We start from the raw sequence: 14,966 nt of genomic DNA on the forward strand, positions 1-14,966 counted from the left end.
CGTCACCTCTTGGTTAAGGCCATCATTTATTTAGCATTCCACCAATGTTTACCCTTGGTGTTATTTTTGCCGACAATAGTTTCAGCCAGGGCAGAGTACACCCTTGCCAGGTTTGATTTTCCCCTGACATTTGCAATTGGTTTTCCATTGTTAATGGCAGACATCGTTAACTCATAGTCATTTGGAATGGTAACAGATATCTCTCCGCCAATCATTTTCCCGGCCTCTTTGAGACTAATCTGGGACTTTTTTTCAAAACGATTGGCTATAATCTGTACCTTGCCATTGGTCATCTCCCCACCCATATCAAGGGATTCTTTAAGGCGTTTAGCGTTGATGATGCATGGCAGGCTCAGGGTTGATATCAGGTAAACCACCTCAGATTTTTCAAAAATCTTAAAAGATATGTCATCCAGATACATACCGGAATCAATCACAATATAGTCAAAGAAGTCCTGCATCGCTGTCAGGATGGTAACCAGATAATCACGGGCAAGTTGAACGCCATTGGCAATCTTGTTCGGTGCTGGCATGACATAGACTCCCGAGGAGTGTCTTGTCATAGCACTTTTAAGATAGGCCGCATCAAGGCGGTTTATGTTTTTGCCTATCTCCTCCCAGTTTAAATCTGTCTCCAGATTGAGAAAGAGGGGAACCTCACCAACCATCCTGTTCATATCTATCAGGGCAACCAGCTTTGACTTATCAAAGGACTGGATACTGGTGGCAAGATTTACGGCAAAGGTGGTTGTTCCCACCCCGCCCTTGGCTCCGAGAACGCTAAATATGCTGCCCTCCTTAGAGGGCATCTCTTCGCTTTCCTGGCCGTTATCAGAAACACGCACCTCCATAAAGGCTTTAACCACCTCTTGGGGAAGAATGGGCTGCTGGAAGAACTCTTTTGCCCCGGTGTGCAGGGCAGGCAGAAGAATCTTGGAGGTCGCTTCGGCTGAGGTAACAAAGAGAGTGCCGACAACCCCCTCTTGGAGGAGGGTCCGAATAGTCTCCAGTTCAGAGTCCGGATCACTACCGATTTCAAGGACAAGGACATCAACTCTGGTCGCTTTTGGGTCATCCAGGAGGGTAATATTATCCAAGGATGAGACAATATCAGTTAAACTCTGCAGCACCTCAGGGGTCTTCACTGCCAGTCGGGCTGAGAGTTTTTTTGTTCTGTTATATTTCATAAAAACCCCTATTAAGAATTTAAGATCTGCTGGGATGGAACTATGCCTCTACTTGACCAGCTTTGGTATTTTGGCAAGAATGCCAAAATTCTGTCCACCGGAACCTCCCTGCGGTTCATGCGCCTCACAACTCGGTAAAAAGAATATATTTTTTTTCTGATACATATCCTCATAGTCTTCGTCGCTTACAGGAGGTCCGGTAACATTCTCTAGATCGAAGTGATCCACAAAATCCTTCCAGCAGTTGTGTCGATCTTCAAGGGTTGTGGTGGTACTGCAAGTCCAATCAGCCATCTCCGTCGGTACCTCTTTCATCTGACTCCAGGGATCATTCTTATGTATAATCCAGATGATGTTTACCTCAACTGCTCCAACCAGGGGTGAACAGGTATTACTTACTCCGCAGTCAATCACCGGCAGGGTCACAGGCCATGGGGTATTGGCATTACCTTCACCGTCATCTATGATCCATGCCTCCCAGCAGTCTGTTATGTTGCCGAAAATATTATCCTGTACGCCATTTTGGGTCCCCATCCCCTCACCAAAATGGATATCCGTTATATTGCTCCCCGAACAGCCACTGGTCAGATCCTGCATATCACTGTTACTTGCTGTGGAGCAGGGCTCTTGGGAAAAATTTGTCCACATTGCCGTCATCTCTGTAGCGGCATTTCCACCACTGTTTAACATCCGTCCCATATTACAGTTAAAAGAGTCACCATCGGTGATAGTTTCTTTACATATACCAATGGGTAGATCAATTTCCCCCGGATAGAGGTCGCCGGCAAAACCGATATAGGCTATCGCCTCGGTGTTGACCAGAAATGAGGCAAAACCGAAAATTCGAGCGAAAAAGGCAGGTGTATCATCTCTAAAGCTGACCACCCGTACCGCATTGATAAAATTTAGATCAGCGTCCAGCTCAGCGAATGATTTTTCTTGCCACTCGCCCTGAGTATCAGTCGGATTGGGGCTAAAGGTGCTGGTGGTAAAGCTCCAGTGACCTGTCTCTATCGGTTTAAATTGCACGGCGTCGTTTCCGGTGCTGTTCAGAGAGACGACTCTTTCTGCCTCGGCAATTGCATCGTCTCTGGTCAGGATACCATTCTCGACGTCAAGTAGTTCATGGGCGCCTGCCAGGGCCCCTGCATCTGCCCCATTTTGTAGCTCATTTCTCACCCCGTAGAGATAACCAAGATCAACAGCCAGGGCTGCAAACATAATCAGAACGGCCATGAGTATGGCAGTCAGTACTGCCACCGCCCCCTCTTCGCCTTTTTTACTGCCGGTCTTCAATATTGACTTCATCATAAAAAGTCTCCCGAGAACTACTCCATTCTCATTAACGTTTCCCCAATGAGGGGAACCGTTAACAGCTGGAAATTACCGCCAACTAAGGCAGCCATATTGGGAAAAAGCAGAAAAGTATAGGTATAGGTTACCCTCACCGTCAAATCCTCCACCCCATCTCCATCCGGGTCAGCGCGAGTAATAGCTATGTCACCATCCTGCAGTGTCTGTGGCCCAGCGGATCCCAGACTGATCAGGGAGGAGCTACCACCATCGTCATTGACATAGTCCCGGACAACTGCCCGGATAGTATCATCACTTACCTGGATAGGATTTTCACCATCTGTTGAATAGACGATTCCGGCCCGCGCCCCCTCTCGGGAGGCGTTGGTAATCACCGCCTTATCAAACAGTAAAAAGGAAAATTCAATTATGCCAAAAACCAAAATTAAAAGCAGGGGCAGGACCAGAGCAAACTCAATGGCCGAAACACCCTGGTCTGAACGATTTTTCATAGCTCCACCATAGTTTATCTACTTTGTCTCTATTCCATCAACGGAGATCGAATAAGTTTCAGTTTTAGGTGATGTTGCCTCAAAGCTACCCTCATAACGTTTCATAACCCGGGTCCCGACACTTCCCTCTAGCCCCTCAACAGGCGCTACATCTTTACCTGCATTGAGATCATGGATCTGACTCTGCTTGGCAAGCTCGAAGGAGGTGCCATAGAAGTTGTCCACCTGGGTTGGCTGTTTTGTACAGCCAATCAGGAGAAGAAAGGGGACGAGGAGCATGGCCAGCATACATTTTTTCATTTTCATCTCAGCTCTCCGTAAAAGTATTACTCAGGAACGATATAGCCAAAATCGCCTTCCAGTGGCAGACTGTTTGCACCAGTGGCGGAGGCATTTTCTACATAGGTCTGCTTCTCCTTCCCCTCCAGCATACCCAAGACCAAGAGTTCAAATGCCGTTGGTTCCACAAAGGAATCCGTCGGCAGAGAGAGTTCGTCTCCATCGACAGGTGTTACCAGATGGGGGGTGACCACTACCACCAGCTCTGTCTCATTTTTTATGTATTTGCTACTACGAAAGAGGACTCCAAGGATTGGGATGTCGCCTAATAGCGGGAACTTCTTGATTGATTCGCGGATATTGTTTTTCATTAAACCGGCAATGGCAAAACTCTGATTGTCATTAAGCTCAACAACAGTTGACATCCGCCTTGTCTCAATGGAGGGCACCACATAGCCAGCATAGGAGATGGTATTGGTGAAATCCAGGTCAGAGACTTCAGGGGATACCAGTAGAGATATCCTGCCCTCACCGAGGACCGTTGGGGTGAAGTTGAGTCCTACCCCGAAAGGTTTCCACTCAATGCTAAATCTGTCGAATTGTTGGGCAACCGGAAAGGGAAATTCACCACCTGCTAAAAAGCTGGCACTCTGTCCACTCTGGGCGATAAGGGTCGGCTTGGCCAGAACCTTCACGAGACCATCTTCCTGCAGGGCATCAATTGCAACGATGTAGCTACCACTCTTACCGAAAACAGCATTCACACCGCTACCTATGTTTAGGCCGTCTAGGACACGGGCCGGCTCGATGGGCAATGTACCACCGGGAAGACCTGACAGGCCATCCAGCATGGAGAGACCAAAACCACTTGAACCATCAAGGCCAAAGTTAATACCCAGTTGGTTTCCTACTCTCTTTGATATTTCAGCAATCCGTACCTCCAGCATCACCTGCTGAATTCCTCCCACCTTGAGGAGATTAATGACCTTGCTCGGTGCATAGGCTTCGGCAAGGGCGAGGATTTTCTGCAGCCTCACCGCTCCGGCGACAGTTCCGGTCAGGGTCAGGAAGTCTCCGGAATCACGAACAGAGACGTTTTCACCGGGGAAGACATCATGGATATGTTTTTTAAGTCCGAGCACATCCGGGCGAACAATTATTTCAAAGGTACCCAATATCTTGTTTCTTGCTCCCCAGAGGGTGAGTTGGGTGGTACCAATGGATTTGCCACTGACAAAAACCCAGGCCGGTGACTGAGTCTTGGAATAGATCAACTCAGCAATATCCGGATTGACGATATGGGCTCGTCTTATAACTTCAGATGATCGAAGTTTGGCCAACCTGTTTATTGTTAACTGAACGGGTTCACCGGGCTTTGTGTTGATTAACACCGTCGCCTCGCTTTCGGCCGCAAAGGGCCCACCTCCCATGACAAGAAGGCAGCAGATGCTGACGGTCAACATCCTTACAAAATTACACACTGACAACATAATGGACTCCTTCCTGTTAACGTTAATTACTTGGCAATTCGAACTCTTTTTACCTCGTTGCCATTCATGACCTCAATTACATGATGAGCTCTCGCTCTCCTTGGTGCGGTCTTTTTTACTGCTGTTTTTCCACCCTTAACAGTCTTGAAAACATCCGGAGAGTAGGATTTGAGCAGTGATGTTTTGGTTATTCCTCGGGTGAGGACCGGTTCAACATCAGAGTAACCTCGAAGAGCCAGCTGAATACGACCCTCATTCACTGCAAGGGCAAGTTTCTCCCCCTCTTCAAGATCAACCTCAAGGGTGACAACGGTTACCTTATGTACCTTTTTGTCCGCACTCTCTTGGGCCAGGGTGCCAACGGAGAGGACCAGGATATTTTGCAGCACCGTCTTTGTTATTTGGCTCCGCGTATCGCCAGGTTTTTCAATGGAAACCAGGACATCAACCAAGTGGCCTGGGTGCAGAAAACCGGCTACGCCGATAACATTATCCACCTTAATGGCCATGGCCCTTTTTGTGGGAGTAATCACGGCGGCGAGGCCCCCCTTGGTAAGATCCTGGGGCGCAAGGTCAGAGTTTAAAATAGGCTCGGTGGTAGTCAGGGGGGAGAGGACAATTCGCCCCACAACCTGTTCCAAATCGGTAAAGTGGCCACTGGGCAGGGTCTCCTGCAGATAGGTGGCCATCTGTACATCTTCGCTCCCTATCTTACTACCACGGGACATATCTTTTACTGCAACGGCAATATCAGTCGTTGCCTGTCCTGGTTTTTGTTCCATAACTACGTTTGGGGTGGACATTTTTTTATACACCACAAAGCTCACCGAAAAGGCAATGACAACAGCTATGACAAGAAAAGTGAGGCGTGGAATGTTATTCATCGTTTTACCTCCAGCTGATAAATATAATTTTTGATGGCAACAAACCTATATGCCAACAGGTGGCAGACCCTTTCCTGCAATCAGATGATAGAGGATATAGGCCAAGGTACCACCGGCGATGACAGCGCCATAGGGAATGCCCTCGCGTTGTAAGGTTGAACGGTCTACCCGAAGAGCTGCTGCTCCCACCCCACCAAAAGCGGCAAGAAAAGCGTTGCCCATTCGTTGCAGTGTTATCAGGCAGGTGCTTCGTATGATGAGCATGACTATTGAAGTCAGCCCACCAAGAATTGCTATCACTAAAAATGCGTAGAAGGTGTGAGCAGCTCCAAGAGCTGCCCCCACTGCTGCTAGCAACTTAACATCACCCGCTCCCATTCCACCAAGCAGGTGGGGTATCAGCAACAAGCCCATACCGCAGGCAATTCCCTGCAGACTAAAGAGCACTCCGGCAAACCCGGAGAGCAGGCCATGCACTAACAGGGCGATAAGCATCATTGAAAGGGTAATAAAGTTAGGTATGCGCCGGGCACGGAGATCTGTTACTGTTGAGACCGATAGGGCTATCAATAGTGAGACAAACAGTACTATCGTCAAGGGATCTATTTTATACTGTGGCATACCACCTCCATCCTCTCTTGCTCAATTGATCAGGGTACTGATCATCGTAAGGTTCTAAATCAGTACCCTGCAGACTCACTATGCACTCTCCAGTGCAGTTGCAATCCTCTGGAATGTGGTATTTAGGGCGACACCTACAGCAGTAACAGCTGCAATAATAACAACGGCAATGAGTGCTGCAATCAGGCCGTACTCAATGGCGGTAACGCCGCTCTCGTCCTTTACAAACGTTCGAATCATGCTAAGAGTTTTTTTCATGGCTTCCTCCTCCCTATTTGCTTTTTACATGCCAGCCTCCATAGCCAGCATCATGGATCACCTTCTAAAGGTGAATTAATTCGCTTCTTCAAGGACCAGATCCAACGATGTAACAGTTGAGCCGGGTACCAGTATGATATATCGGGTCAGTACCCTGCAGACTCACTACGCATTAAACAGGCTCATTCTCCAGGGCAGTCGCAATCCTCTGGAATGTGGTATTTAGGACGCCACCTATAATAGTAACGGCTGCAATGATACCAATGGCAATCAGTGATGCAATCAGGGCGTACTCAATGGCGGTAACTCCGCTCTCGTCCTTTACAAACGTTTGAATCATATTAAGAGTTTCTTTCATGGTCTCGTCCTCCTAATCTGTTTTTTAACATGTCGATTTTTGTGGCTGACATCATGAATCCACTCTAAAATTTGATGGGCCTGGATCTCTTTTTTGAGCAAGGATTGACGTACTGAGCTTAATCGGTCAGTAGATCTCCTCTGGTAGCTGAAAAATAGAGCCTTACAGCCTTGTCTAAATTTTCCCTGCTCATCCGGGGTGCTTCCCTTTCAAACAGGGCAATATTTATAAGCTGTTGTAAAATGTCTCGAGGGTGGCAGCCACGCATGGAACGAATTCCACGAAAGTGTTGAGCCAACAGATATTCTGCCATCTCCTCAGAGTAGTTAATATTGTATTGGCCTGCTGAAGCGCGTAGTATTTCGAGAAATTCAGGCTCTGTCGGATCCTGCATACCTATCTTGTATGGAAGACGTCTGAGGAATGCCTCATCTAAAATACTGACAGGATCAAGATTTGTACAAAAGATGAGCAGGGCATTAAATGGCACCTGAAATTTATTGCCGCTTGGCAGAGTGAGGTAATCAATCCGCTTCTCCAGGGGTAAAATCCAGCGATTCAACAGTTGGGCCGGTTCAATCCGCTGCCGGCCAAAATCATCTATGACAAATATGCCGCTATTACCCTTCATTTGCAGAGAGGCTTCACAGATCTTGGTTTGGGCGTTGTATCCGATCTCCAATGAATCCATATCCATCTCGCCGCCAACAACCACCGCAGGGCGTTTAATCTTCAACCATCTCCTGTCAAATTTTATGGACTCTCCGCCATGACCGTTACCTTCCGCCATAGTATGACATTGTGGGTCATAGAGTTTTACCAACTGTCCTTCAATTAATAGGGTTCTTGGAATAAATATTGTGTTTTGAAAACAGTTGGCAATTCGGGTAGCAACTTCCGTTTTTCCGTTACCCGGCTTGCCAAAGAGAAAGAGACCCCGGCCGGAATTGATTGCGGGGCCAAGCAGTGAGTAGAACTCTTCAGAGAGAATTACGCCCTCCATTGCCCCCTGCAAATCTTCCATCCCCGGTTGTTCGTTGCCTATGGATTGCAATACGATACTTTCAAGATAATGATCATAGACGACTGGCGCCGCCCCGATATAGGCAGAAAACTCCATGGCTAGAAGGCCCTTCTGGCGACCTTTTTCTGAGAGGGCATAGACAAAATCATTCACTCCGGCGGTGGAGTAATAGGTTAAGATCAGTCGCTGTTTCATGTCATAGAGCAACTCATCGAACGCCTTTAGAGGAAGGCACAGTTTCTGAGATATTTCCTTGCCGGAAAGCAGGCCGTGGTGAAGGAGAAGCTTGCAGGTTAAATCCTCAATAAAAACTGAATTTAAACCGGCCTCATCCAGATTGGCCGGAGCTTCAGGAAAAAATTGCAACTCCTCTGCGTCCCCCTCTTGGGAAGGATTCTTATGGGTATTAAGTAGTTCATTGAGAGTTCGAGCCATGCAAATACTCCCCGTTGAGAAACACACTCTACTGTGTGAAAATTTTATGATGATTTGACAGGGTTAAAGAGCCTGAAGACCAAACTAACTAAAATCATCGTATCATTTTTAAAAAGCGATGTAAAATCTGCTAGGAAGAATGTTCGTTTTTCTTTTCATCTCTCTAAGTTGGCAAAACTTGGTGAGTAAATGGCCGAGTGTCTCTTGCGGAAAATTCAAATAGTTGCAGTGGCTTAGGAGGGGTGTAGGGGGTTTGCCTAGCATCGTTTTTAGAATTTTGGGAGGTGCAGGCCACTTTTTGCACTTATTCGAATAATTTTGGGGAAAGTGGAGGTGATTAAGAGGCGGGACATCCTCCTCTAAGAGAAGAAGGGGCTAAAATTATGGCTTTGGTCTTTAGGATCGTTTATTGAACATCCATCTGGCAAGTGGCAGGGTGCAGGAGCTTATAAGGATCATTGGCCAGATCTGTGGCCAGACGGTGGCGCTATCTGCCCCGGCCAGGAAAATTTGTCGTAAGCCGTTGACGGCGTATCGCAGTGGGGTGAGGTAGGTGATAGTCTGGAGCCAGTCTGGCATATTGGCAATGGGGGTGGTAAAGCCGCTGAGGAGAACCGTTGGCATAATAAATATAAAGGCACCAAGCAGGGCCTGTTGCATGGTACTGCATATTGCCGAGATAAAGAGTCCAATCCCTACAATGGCCAGGACAAAGACCAGCAGGATTAGGCAAAGGGCGGTAAATGTTCCCCGAAAGGGAATATCAAACCACATTATTGCCCCCAGGGAGAGGATCAGGGCATCAAAAAGTCCTAAAACAAGGCAGGGGATAGCCTTGCCGATAAGGATTTCCGTGCTGGAGAAGGGTGCGACCAATAGTTGATCAAAGGTCCCGAATTCCCGTTCCCGGGCAACGGAGAGGGCGGAGAGGATCATGACCACGATCATGCTGATGACAGCGCCGAGGGCAGAAACAATAAACCACCTGCTCTGTAGATTTTCATTAAACCACGCCACCCCTATAATATAGGGGGCCTGACGAATATTACTGTCCCCCCGTTGTCTGGCATTAAAGACCCCTATGATGGACTGCACATAGCCAAGGCTGACCGCTGCCACGTTAGAGTTACGCCCGTCCGTGATGGCCGAGATGCTGCCAGCGGTTGTCTTGTCAAATTCGCTAGGGATATGGATGATGAGTCGTACCTCTTGTCGATTGAGCATCTCCCTTGCCTCAGTGTTTGAGCTAAGGCTTGTGACAAGGTGAAAATTTTCAGAGCCTGCAAAGAGGGCAAGCAACTGTCGTGACTTTGGGCTATGAGACTCATCGAGCACTGCATAGGGAATTTGGTTTAGATCAAATGTTGCCGCGTAGCCAAAGATAAAAAATTGGATGAGGGGGGGCAGAATAACAATAATTCTGCTTTTGGGATCTCTTAGAATTATTGTAAATTCTTTGCCGATCAGGGTGAAAATGTGTGAAAAAAATGTCTCTATCATTTGAGTCTCCTGGGGATTTTACGTAAGGTAGCAAAGAGAAGCAGGGAGGCCATGCCGCTAAGGATTGCTGCTGCCGGGAGAATGACAGGCCAGACATTACCTGCCAGAAAAATGGTCTGGGCTATTGTTACAAAATATTTAGCAGGGACAAGGTAACTCACCCATTGGATAGGAATAGGGGTGCTGCCAAGGTCAAAGAGCAATCCGGAGAGAAAGAGTGCCGGCAGAAAACCTGCCAGAATCGAGGCCATGGCGGCGATAAATTGCACCCGTGTTATGGCGGAGATAAAAAGGCCTAATCCCAGAGAGGCACAGAGGAAAATAGAGCTGAAGAGGAGGAGTAGGGTCACTGAACCTCGGAGAGGCACCCCGAAAACCGATAGGCCAAGCAGGGTGGAGAGCAGCATTCCGGCAATACCGATTGCAAAATAGGGGAGTAATTTGCCAAGGAGGATCTCATGGGTGCGAAGAGGGGTGGCCAGAATATTTTCCATTGTCCCTCTCTCCCACTCCCGAGCGATTACCAGGGCCGTAAGCAGGGTGCCTATAATGGTCATGATTAGGGCCAGCAGGCCGGGGACCAAAAAATGGCTGCTGTTAATGTTTTCGTTAAACCATACCCGTGGCTGAACGTGCAGGAAGGGGGGCTGTTCGCCCCGCCTTGCCGCCTCTATGCTTAGCCAATTAGCGACAAGCCCCTGCACATATCCCTCGATAAGCCGGGCCCGGTTGGCATCAATGCCGTTGGCAATAAGCTGAATGGCATGATCCTTGTCAAAATTGCTCGGTACCCTGATGATGCCGTCAATATTATTGGCAGATTTTATAGCCTCCTGCATCGAGGTAAAGTATATGGGGCTGAAGTAGCTGGAGAGGTCAAAGCGGGCGGCAAGGTCTCTTGTCTGGCTACTCTCCTTTTCTATGACTACAGCAATGGGCACATTTTTTGGGTCAAGAGAAATTCCATAGCCAAAGAGCAAGAGGAGGACAACGGGCATAAGGATGCCAAGGAGGATGCTGCTGGGATCTCTCTTTATCTGTAAAAATTCCTTGCGCAGAAAGCCGCGCAGGCGCATAAGGGAAAGATTCATCCTATTGATCTCCCTCCTCAACCAGTTGAATAAAGGCATCCTCTATGCTGGGATTGGGGTTTTCGGCCGAAAGGGCATGCTTGCGTATCTCTTTCGGGGTGCCCATTGCCAGTATTTTCCCCTTGGCCATAATCAGGATTTTATCACAAAATTCAGCCTCTTCCATATAGTGGGTGGTGACGATAACCGTCATCCCCTTCTGGGCAAAGGAGCTGATTCGGAGCCAGAACTCCCTGCGGGCCAGGGGGTCTGTACCCGAGGTTGGTTCATCGAGGAAGAGGATATCGGGATTATGCAGGCTGGCGCTGGCCATAGCCAGACGTTGGCGATGTCCTGCCGGTAGTAGGCCTGCGGCATCGTCTCGGTGTTGGTCAAGATTAAACTCTATAAGTGCCCGCTCTATTTTAGCTGTGAGCTTCTTGCCACCCAGGTTATAGGCACGACCGAAGAAACGGAGGTTTTGTATGACACTGAGCTGGGTATAGAGGGAGAATTTTTGGGCCATATATCCCAGTCTTGCCCTGGTTTTGCCTGGGCTTTTTAAGAGATCGTGGCCAGCAATGGTGATTGAACCGGAGCTTGCCCGTAAGAGCCCACAGAGCATTCTGAAAATTGTGGTCTTTCCCGCCCCGTTACCGCCAAGCAGGCCAAATATTTCCCCCCGTTTTACCTCGAAGGTGGTGTCCTCTACCGCGGTAAATTCGCCGAATTTTTTTTGCAGGCCCTCCACCCTAACCACCACCTCCTCTCTTTTTCCACCACTGTCCTCTCCCATCTGAATGAGCTGTGGCGGGGAGACATTTTCTGCCCATATATCCATAAAGGCATCGGCAAAGAGAGGCGGGCATGCCTTTGCCTGTGGGTAGGCCGGACAAAATGTGTCTGGTCTTCCGGTGATGACCCGTAAGCTACCGCAATCTATGCCAACATGGCTGATCTCTTTATCCCGGCTCAACTCTATCATGCTGTCACGGGCTAGTTTTCCCGCAGTTGCGGGAAGTAAAAAGACCCTGCCTTTGACCCGTTCTGTGATCTTGTCGGGGCTGTCATTAAATAGAATTTTTCCCTGATTAAGAATTATGGCCTGGTCGCAACGCATTACCTCGTCAAGATATGTGCTGGCAAGAAAAACCGTCGTGCCCTCTTCCCGGACAGTGGCAAGAATTATCTGCCATAGATCCCGCCGGGAAACGGGGTCTACCCCCACCGTCGGTTCGTCGAGGATAAGTACTTTGGGGGAGGCTAGTAGACAGCAGGCAACGCCTAATTTTTGTTTCATGCCACCGGAGAGTTTTCCGGTAAAGCGCTGAACAAAGGGGGCAAGGGCCGTGCTGGTCAGTATTTTTTCCTGAATAGCCTTTCGCCTGTGGGAGGGCACTCCATGCAGATCGGAGTAGAGGTCCAGATTTTCCTGGACGGTAAGATCCTCGTAGAGTCCGCATTGTTGGGGCATATATCCTATCTGGCAGCGCAGGGCATCGAGATCGGTACAGATGTTGTGGCCCAGCATCCTGGCCTGACCGGAATCGGGCAGGATCAGGCTTGCCATGGTGCGTAGTAGGGTTGTCTTGCCCGCCCCGTCAGGTCCGATAAAGCCAATGATCTGACCTGGCTCTGCCGAAAAAGAGATCCCGTCAAGTGCTGTTTTAGAGCCGAAGCGTACAACAAGATCACTGATCTCAAGAATAGGGGCCATTGTCTATTGCCTGTCTATTTTTACGGTGACAGGCATGCCGAGGCGTAGCTGGTCGCGGCTGTCGTCCAGGCGAATTCTGACCTCATAGACAAGCTGGGTACGTAGATCTGTGGTTTGCACATTTTTTGGGGTGAACTCTGCCTGTGGAGAGATAAAACCGACCTTGCCGGGGAAGGGTCTGTCCGGAAAGCTGTCGCTAAAAACAGATGCTGCCATCCCTAAATTGACAAAACCAAGTTCCGGCTCAGGCAGATAGGCACGCACCCACTTTTCATCGGTGAGTGATAGTATCAGGGCCGGCACATTCATGGCGGCCATCTCGCCCGGTTCGGCAATACGGCTCTGGATAATCCCTGCCCGGGGCGCTCGTAGTTGGCTGTCCCTGAGTTGCTGGTTGATAAAGTCTACCTGGGCCCTTTTGCCCTTATATATGTTTCGGGCCTGGAGAATTTTCTCTGTTCTCGGGCCCTCTTTGGCAAGGTCATAGGCCTGCCTAGCAAGTTCGGTTAGGGCCCGTGATACAGCCAACTCGGCTATGGCATCATCGAGTTGTTGTTTGGAACCACCACCCTCTTTAACGATGCCCCTGAGACGTTTTGTCAGGAGTTTGACCCGGTGGATTTGTGCCTTGCCAGCCACGACCTTGGCCCGGGCCATGGCAATTTCCTGCGGTCGAAGTCCGCTTTCAAGTTCCTTGACTGCCTGGGCCTGAGCGGCACTCTCTGCCTCTGCCCCCCGTAGTTGCAGGAGAAGCCGGGTCTCATCAAGCTGTCCTAATAGCTGTCCCTTCTTGACCCGATCTCCCTCGTCGACAGAGATCTCCCGGATGCGTCCCTGTTCCCTGAAGGCCAGCCTTGCCGTCCGTATCTCTATATGGCCATATACGGTTACGCCTTCCTCTCCTGCCTGCTCCTGCCAAAAGGCCAATCTTGAGAGTAGTCCCTCTCCTCTGGTCGCTGTGCTGTTTGTACTGTAGAGCCAGATTGCTCCAACCGTGGCGAGAGCAAGGATGGCAATAAGTGCTTTTTTTCTTCCCATGGGTTTCACTGAAAATAGCTCTAGGGTGGTTTGGAAAATTAAGCGTTTCATAAAATAGTACTTTTCTTTTATGCAATCGCAAAAGCACCTGTTTTGTCAATGTTTTTCTCCATGGGCCTTTGGCAAGAGTGCTCATTTTAGGTATGGACACGGAGAGGTGCGGGCCCGGATCAGAGTTCTCTCACCGTGGAAGAGGTCTCTTGGTGGGTGTCTGTTTTATTGCAGGCAGGAGGGGCTCCCGCTAGTCAGGGAGGCAGATGCTCCTGTTTGTTGTAGTTTGCCGCTTATCGATTGTTTGTAACAGGGGAACAGTGTACCTTAAAGGAAGAAAAATGTTGGCAATGGGGGCTGCTGGGGCCGATTTGCTCTTGTCTCCTCATGAGAAGATGTCTTCCTTTGCCCTAAACCCTTTGATAACGATTATGACGAGATTATCAATCAGTACTCTATCCTTTATTCTAGCAATCACTCCCTATGAACATAGAAAAATCACATTTCCGGACAATTGGTGTGCTCTCAGCTATGCCGGCAGAGCTTGAGCACTTAGAGGCTAATATTATAGATAAACAGGAGGTGGCTCCGGGCATCGCTAAAGGTCGTATCGGTTCTCATACCGTCTACGCTACTCTTTCCGGAATAGGGAAGGTCAACGCAGCCGCCACGGTTCAAAGGCTTATCTCTGAGTTTAAAATAGATATTATCATGTTTTCAGGTGTGGCTGGCGCAATAAATCCTGAGTACAGGGTGGGGGATGTCGTTTTACTATCCAGGGCCTTTCAGCATGACTTCGGTCATCTGGGCAGGGCATTCAAAATGCATGCAGTTGGTGTTCTTCCAGAAATAGGTATAGGAAGTGGAGAGGAGTCTCCCTATTTAGATCTCAATCTCTTTTGGCAAGAGGATGTTTTGGTCAATCTTAAGAAAAGATCAGTTGAATTCTCAAAGTCATTTAGCCCGGTTCAGGTGAATGGTCAGGACTATTTGCCTGCCCTTAAGATTGACGGAACTGTGGCCACCGGTGATCAGTTTATTGCCAGTGATGCCAAAAAGAAAGTCTTGCAAAGCCAGGGGGCGGATATTGCAGAGATGGAAGGTGCAGCTGTCGCTCAGGTAGCGGCCCAGAATAAAATTCCCTGCATGATCTTTCGTTCTGTCTCCGACACAGCAGGGGGGGAGGCCAACCTTGATTTTCAGAATTTTTTTGCCACTGTAGCTAAAAACAATGCTGAACTGGCCGCCTATCTCATAGGCGAACTTCCATAAGTGCCGCCCCGTCTGGCTAGTCGGAAAAGAGATGCAG

The 14,966-nt window shown here is 48.8% G+C and carries 15 protein-coding genes; 1 reads left to right on the forward strand and 14 read right to left on the reverse strand.

Annotated features, from left to right (window positions below; translation table 11 throughout):
* Window positions 1-26: 26 nt before the first annotated feature.
* The 14 genes from DP_RS07755 to DP_RS07820 form a co-directional block, all read right to left on the reverse strand.
* A complete protein-coding gene (locus DP_RS07755) occupies window positions 27-1,187 on the reverse strand; it encodes an AAA family ATPase (protein ID WP_011188772.1) in 1,161 nt (386 codons plus the stop codon).
* A 48-nt stretch (window positions 1,188-1,235) separates the two neighbouring features.
* Window positions 1,236-2,498: a TadG family pilus assembly protein gene (locus DP_RS07760; RefSeq protein WP_011188773.1), complete on the reverse strand. Its 1,263-nt coding sequence runs from the start codon at window positions 2,496-2,498 to the stop codon at window positions 1,236-1,238.
* 17 nt (window positions 2,499-2,515) lie between these two features.
* Window positions 2,516-2,992: a TadE/TadG family type IV pilus assembly protein gene (locus DP_RS07765; protein WP_011188774.1), complete on the reverse strand. Its 477-nt coding sequence runs from the start codon at window positions 2,990-2,992 to the stop codon at window positions 2,516-2,518.
* Window positions 2,993-3,010: 18 nt separating this feature from the next.
* Window positions 3,011-3,298 carry a hypothetical protein gene (locus DP_RS07770; RefSeq protein WP_011188775.1) on the reverse strand — a complete coding sequence of 96 codons (288 nt, stop codon included), beginning with the start codon at window positions 3,296-3,298 and terminating at the stop codon, window positions 3,011-3,013.
* Window positions 3,299-3,318: 20 nt separating this feature from the next.
* Entirely contained in the window at window positions 3,319-4,761 is a 1,443-nt protein-coding gene (locus tag DP_RS07775; RefSeq protein ID WP_011188776.1) for a type II and III secretion system protein family protein, read from the reverse strand.
* Window positions 4,762-4,787: 26 nt separating this feature from the next.
* Window positions 4,788-5,645, reverse strand: a complete 858-nt coding sequence (cpaB, locus tag DP_RS07780) for a Flp pilus assembly protein CpaB (RefSeq protein ID WP_011188777.1) — start codon at window positions 5,643-5,645, stop codon at window positions 4,788-4,790.
* 45 nt (window positions 5,646-5,690) lie between these two features.
* On the reverse strand, window positions 5,691-6,266 hold the full coding sequence (locus DP_RS16755) for an A24 family peptidase (protein WP_011188778.1): 576 nt from the start codon (window positions 6,264-6,266) through the stop codon (window positions 5,691-5,693).
* 78 nt (window positions 6,267-6,344) lie between these two features.
* On the reverse strand, window positions 6,345-6,524 hold the full coding sequence (locus DP_RS07790; RefSeq protein ID WP_011188779.1) for a Flp family type IVb pilin: 180 nt from the start codon (window positions 6,522-6,524) through the stop codon (window positions 6,345-6,347).
* Window positions 6,525-6,696: 172 nt separating this feature from the next.
* Window positions 6,697-6,882, reverse strand: a complete 186-nt coding sequence (locus DP_RS07795; protein WP_011188780.1) for a Flp family type IVb pilin — start codon at window positions 6,880-6,882, stop codon at window positions 6,697-6,699.
* Between the two features lie 118 nt (window positions 6,883-7,000).
* Window positions 7,001-8,341, reverse strand: coding sequence for an ATP-binding protein (locus tag DP_RS07800; protein WP_011188781.1), 1,341 nt, complete (start codon window positions 8,339-8,341; stop codon window positions 7,001-7,003).
* Between the two features lie 396 nt (window positions 8,342-8,737).
* Window positions 8,738-9,841 (reverse strand): ABC transporter permease, encoded by a 1,104-nt coding sequence (locus DP_RS07805; RefSeq protein ID WP_011188783.1) that lies wholly within the window; start codon window positions 9,839-9,841, stop codon window positions 8,738-8,740.
* A complete protein-coding gene (locus tag DP_RS07810; protein ID WP_041277773.1) occupies window positions 9,838-10,932 on the reverse strand; it encodes an ABC transporter permease in 1,095 nt (364 codons plus the stop codon). The genes DP_RS07805 and DP_RS07810 overlap by 4 nt, the downstream gene beginning before the upstream one ends.
* Window position 10,933: 1 nt before the next feature.
* On the reverse strand, window positions 10,934-12,628 hold the full coding sequence (locus DP_RS07815) for an ATP-binding cassette domain-containing protein (protein WP_011188785.1): 1,695 nt from the start codon (window positions 12,626-12,628) through the stop codon (window positions 10,934-10,936).
* 3 nt (window positions 12,629-12,631) lie between these two features.
* The gene (locus DP_RS07820; RefSeq protein ID WP_011188786.1) at window positions 12,632-13,717 is read right to left on the reverse strand and encodes an efflux RND transporter periplasmic adaptor subunit; all 1,086 of its coding nucleotides are present in this window, start codon (window positions 13,715-13,717) and stop codon (window positions 12,632-12,634) included.
* 423 nt (window positions 13,718-14,140) lie between these two features.
* Between DP_RS07820 and DP_RS16760 the strand changes: the two genes are divergently transcribed.
* Complete coding sequence (locus DP_RS16760) at window positions 14,141-14,929, forward strand: 5'-methylthioadenosine/S-adenosylhomocysteine nucleosidase family protein (RefSeq protein ID WP_011188787.1); 789 nt, start codon at window positions 14,141-14,143, stop codon at window positions 14,927-14,929.
* Window positions 14,930-14,966 lie beyond the last annotated feature (37 nt).

This window comes from Desulfotalea psychrophila LSv54, from assembly GCF_000025945.1.
In the GTDB taxonomy this organism is placed as follows: Bacteria; Desulfobacterota; Desulfobulbia; order Desulfobulbales; family Desulfocapsaceae; genus Desulfotalea; species Desulfotalea psychrophila.

Bases quoted from the DNA above. Each gene is read 5' to 3' on its own strand.
- DP_RS07770 (WP_011188775.1), bottom strand. From the start codon at position 3,298: ATGAAAATGAAAAAATGTATGCTGGCCATGCTCCTCGTCCCCTTTCTT.
- DP_RS07820 (WP_011188786.1), bottom strand. From the start codon at position 13,717: ATGAAACGCTTAATTTTCCAAACCACCCTAGAGCTATTTTCAGTGAAA.
- DP_RS07775 (WP_011188776.1), bottom strand. From the start codon at position 4,761: ATGTTGTCAGTGTGTAATTTTGTAAGGATGTTGACCGTCAGCATCTGC.
- DP_RS16755 (WP_011188778.1), bottom strand. From the start codon at position 6,266: ATGCCACAGTATAAAATAGATCCCTTGACGATAGTACTGTTTGTCTCA.
- DP_RS07760 (WP_011188773.1), bottom strand. From the start codon at position 2,498: ATGATGAAGTCAATATTGAAGACCGGCAGTAAAAAAGGCGAAGAGGGG.
- DP_RS07800 (WP_011188781.1), bottom strand. From the start codon at position 8,341: ATGGCTCGAACTCTCAATGAACTACTTAATACCCATAAGAATCCTTCC.
- DP_RS07755 (WP_011188772.1), bottom strand. From the start codon at position 1,187: ATGAAATATAACAGAACAAAAAAACTCTCAGCCCGACTGGCAGTGAAG.
- cpaB (WP_011188777.1), bottom strand. From the start codon at position 5,645: ATGAATAACATTCCACGCCTCACTTTTCTTGTCATAGCTGTTGTCATT.
- DP_RS07815 (WP_011188785.1), bottom strand. From the start codon at position 12,628: ATGGCCCCTATTCTTGAGATCAGTGATCTTGTTGTACGCTTCGGCTCT.
- DP_RS07765 (WP_011188774.1), bottom strand. From the start codon at position 2,992: ATGAAAAATCGTTCAGACCAGGGTGTTTCGGCCATTGAGTTTGCTCTG.
- DP_RS16760 (WP_011188787.1), top strand. From the start codon at position 14,141: ATGAACATAGAAAAATCACATTTCCGGACAATTGGTGTGCTCTCAGCT.
- DP_RS07795 (WP_011188780.1), bottom strand. From the start codon at position 6,882: ATGAAAGAAACTCTTAATATGATTCAAACGTTTGTAAAGGACGAGAGC.
- DP_RS07790 (WP_011188779.1), bottom strand. From the start codon at position 6,524: ATGAAAAAAACTCTTAGCATGATTCGAACGTTTGTAAAGGACGAGAGC.
- DP_RS07810 (WP_041277773.1), bottom strand. From the start codon at position 10,932: ATGAATCTTTCCCTTATGCGCCTGCGCGGCTTTCTGCGCAAGGAATTT.
- DP_RS07805 (WP_011188783.1), bottom strand. From the start codon at position 9,841: ATGATAGAGACATTTTTTTCACACATTTTCACCCTGATCGGCAAAGAA.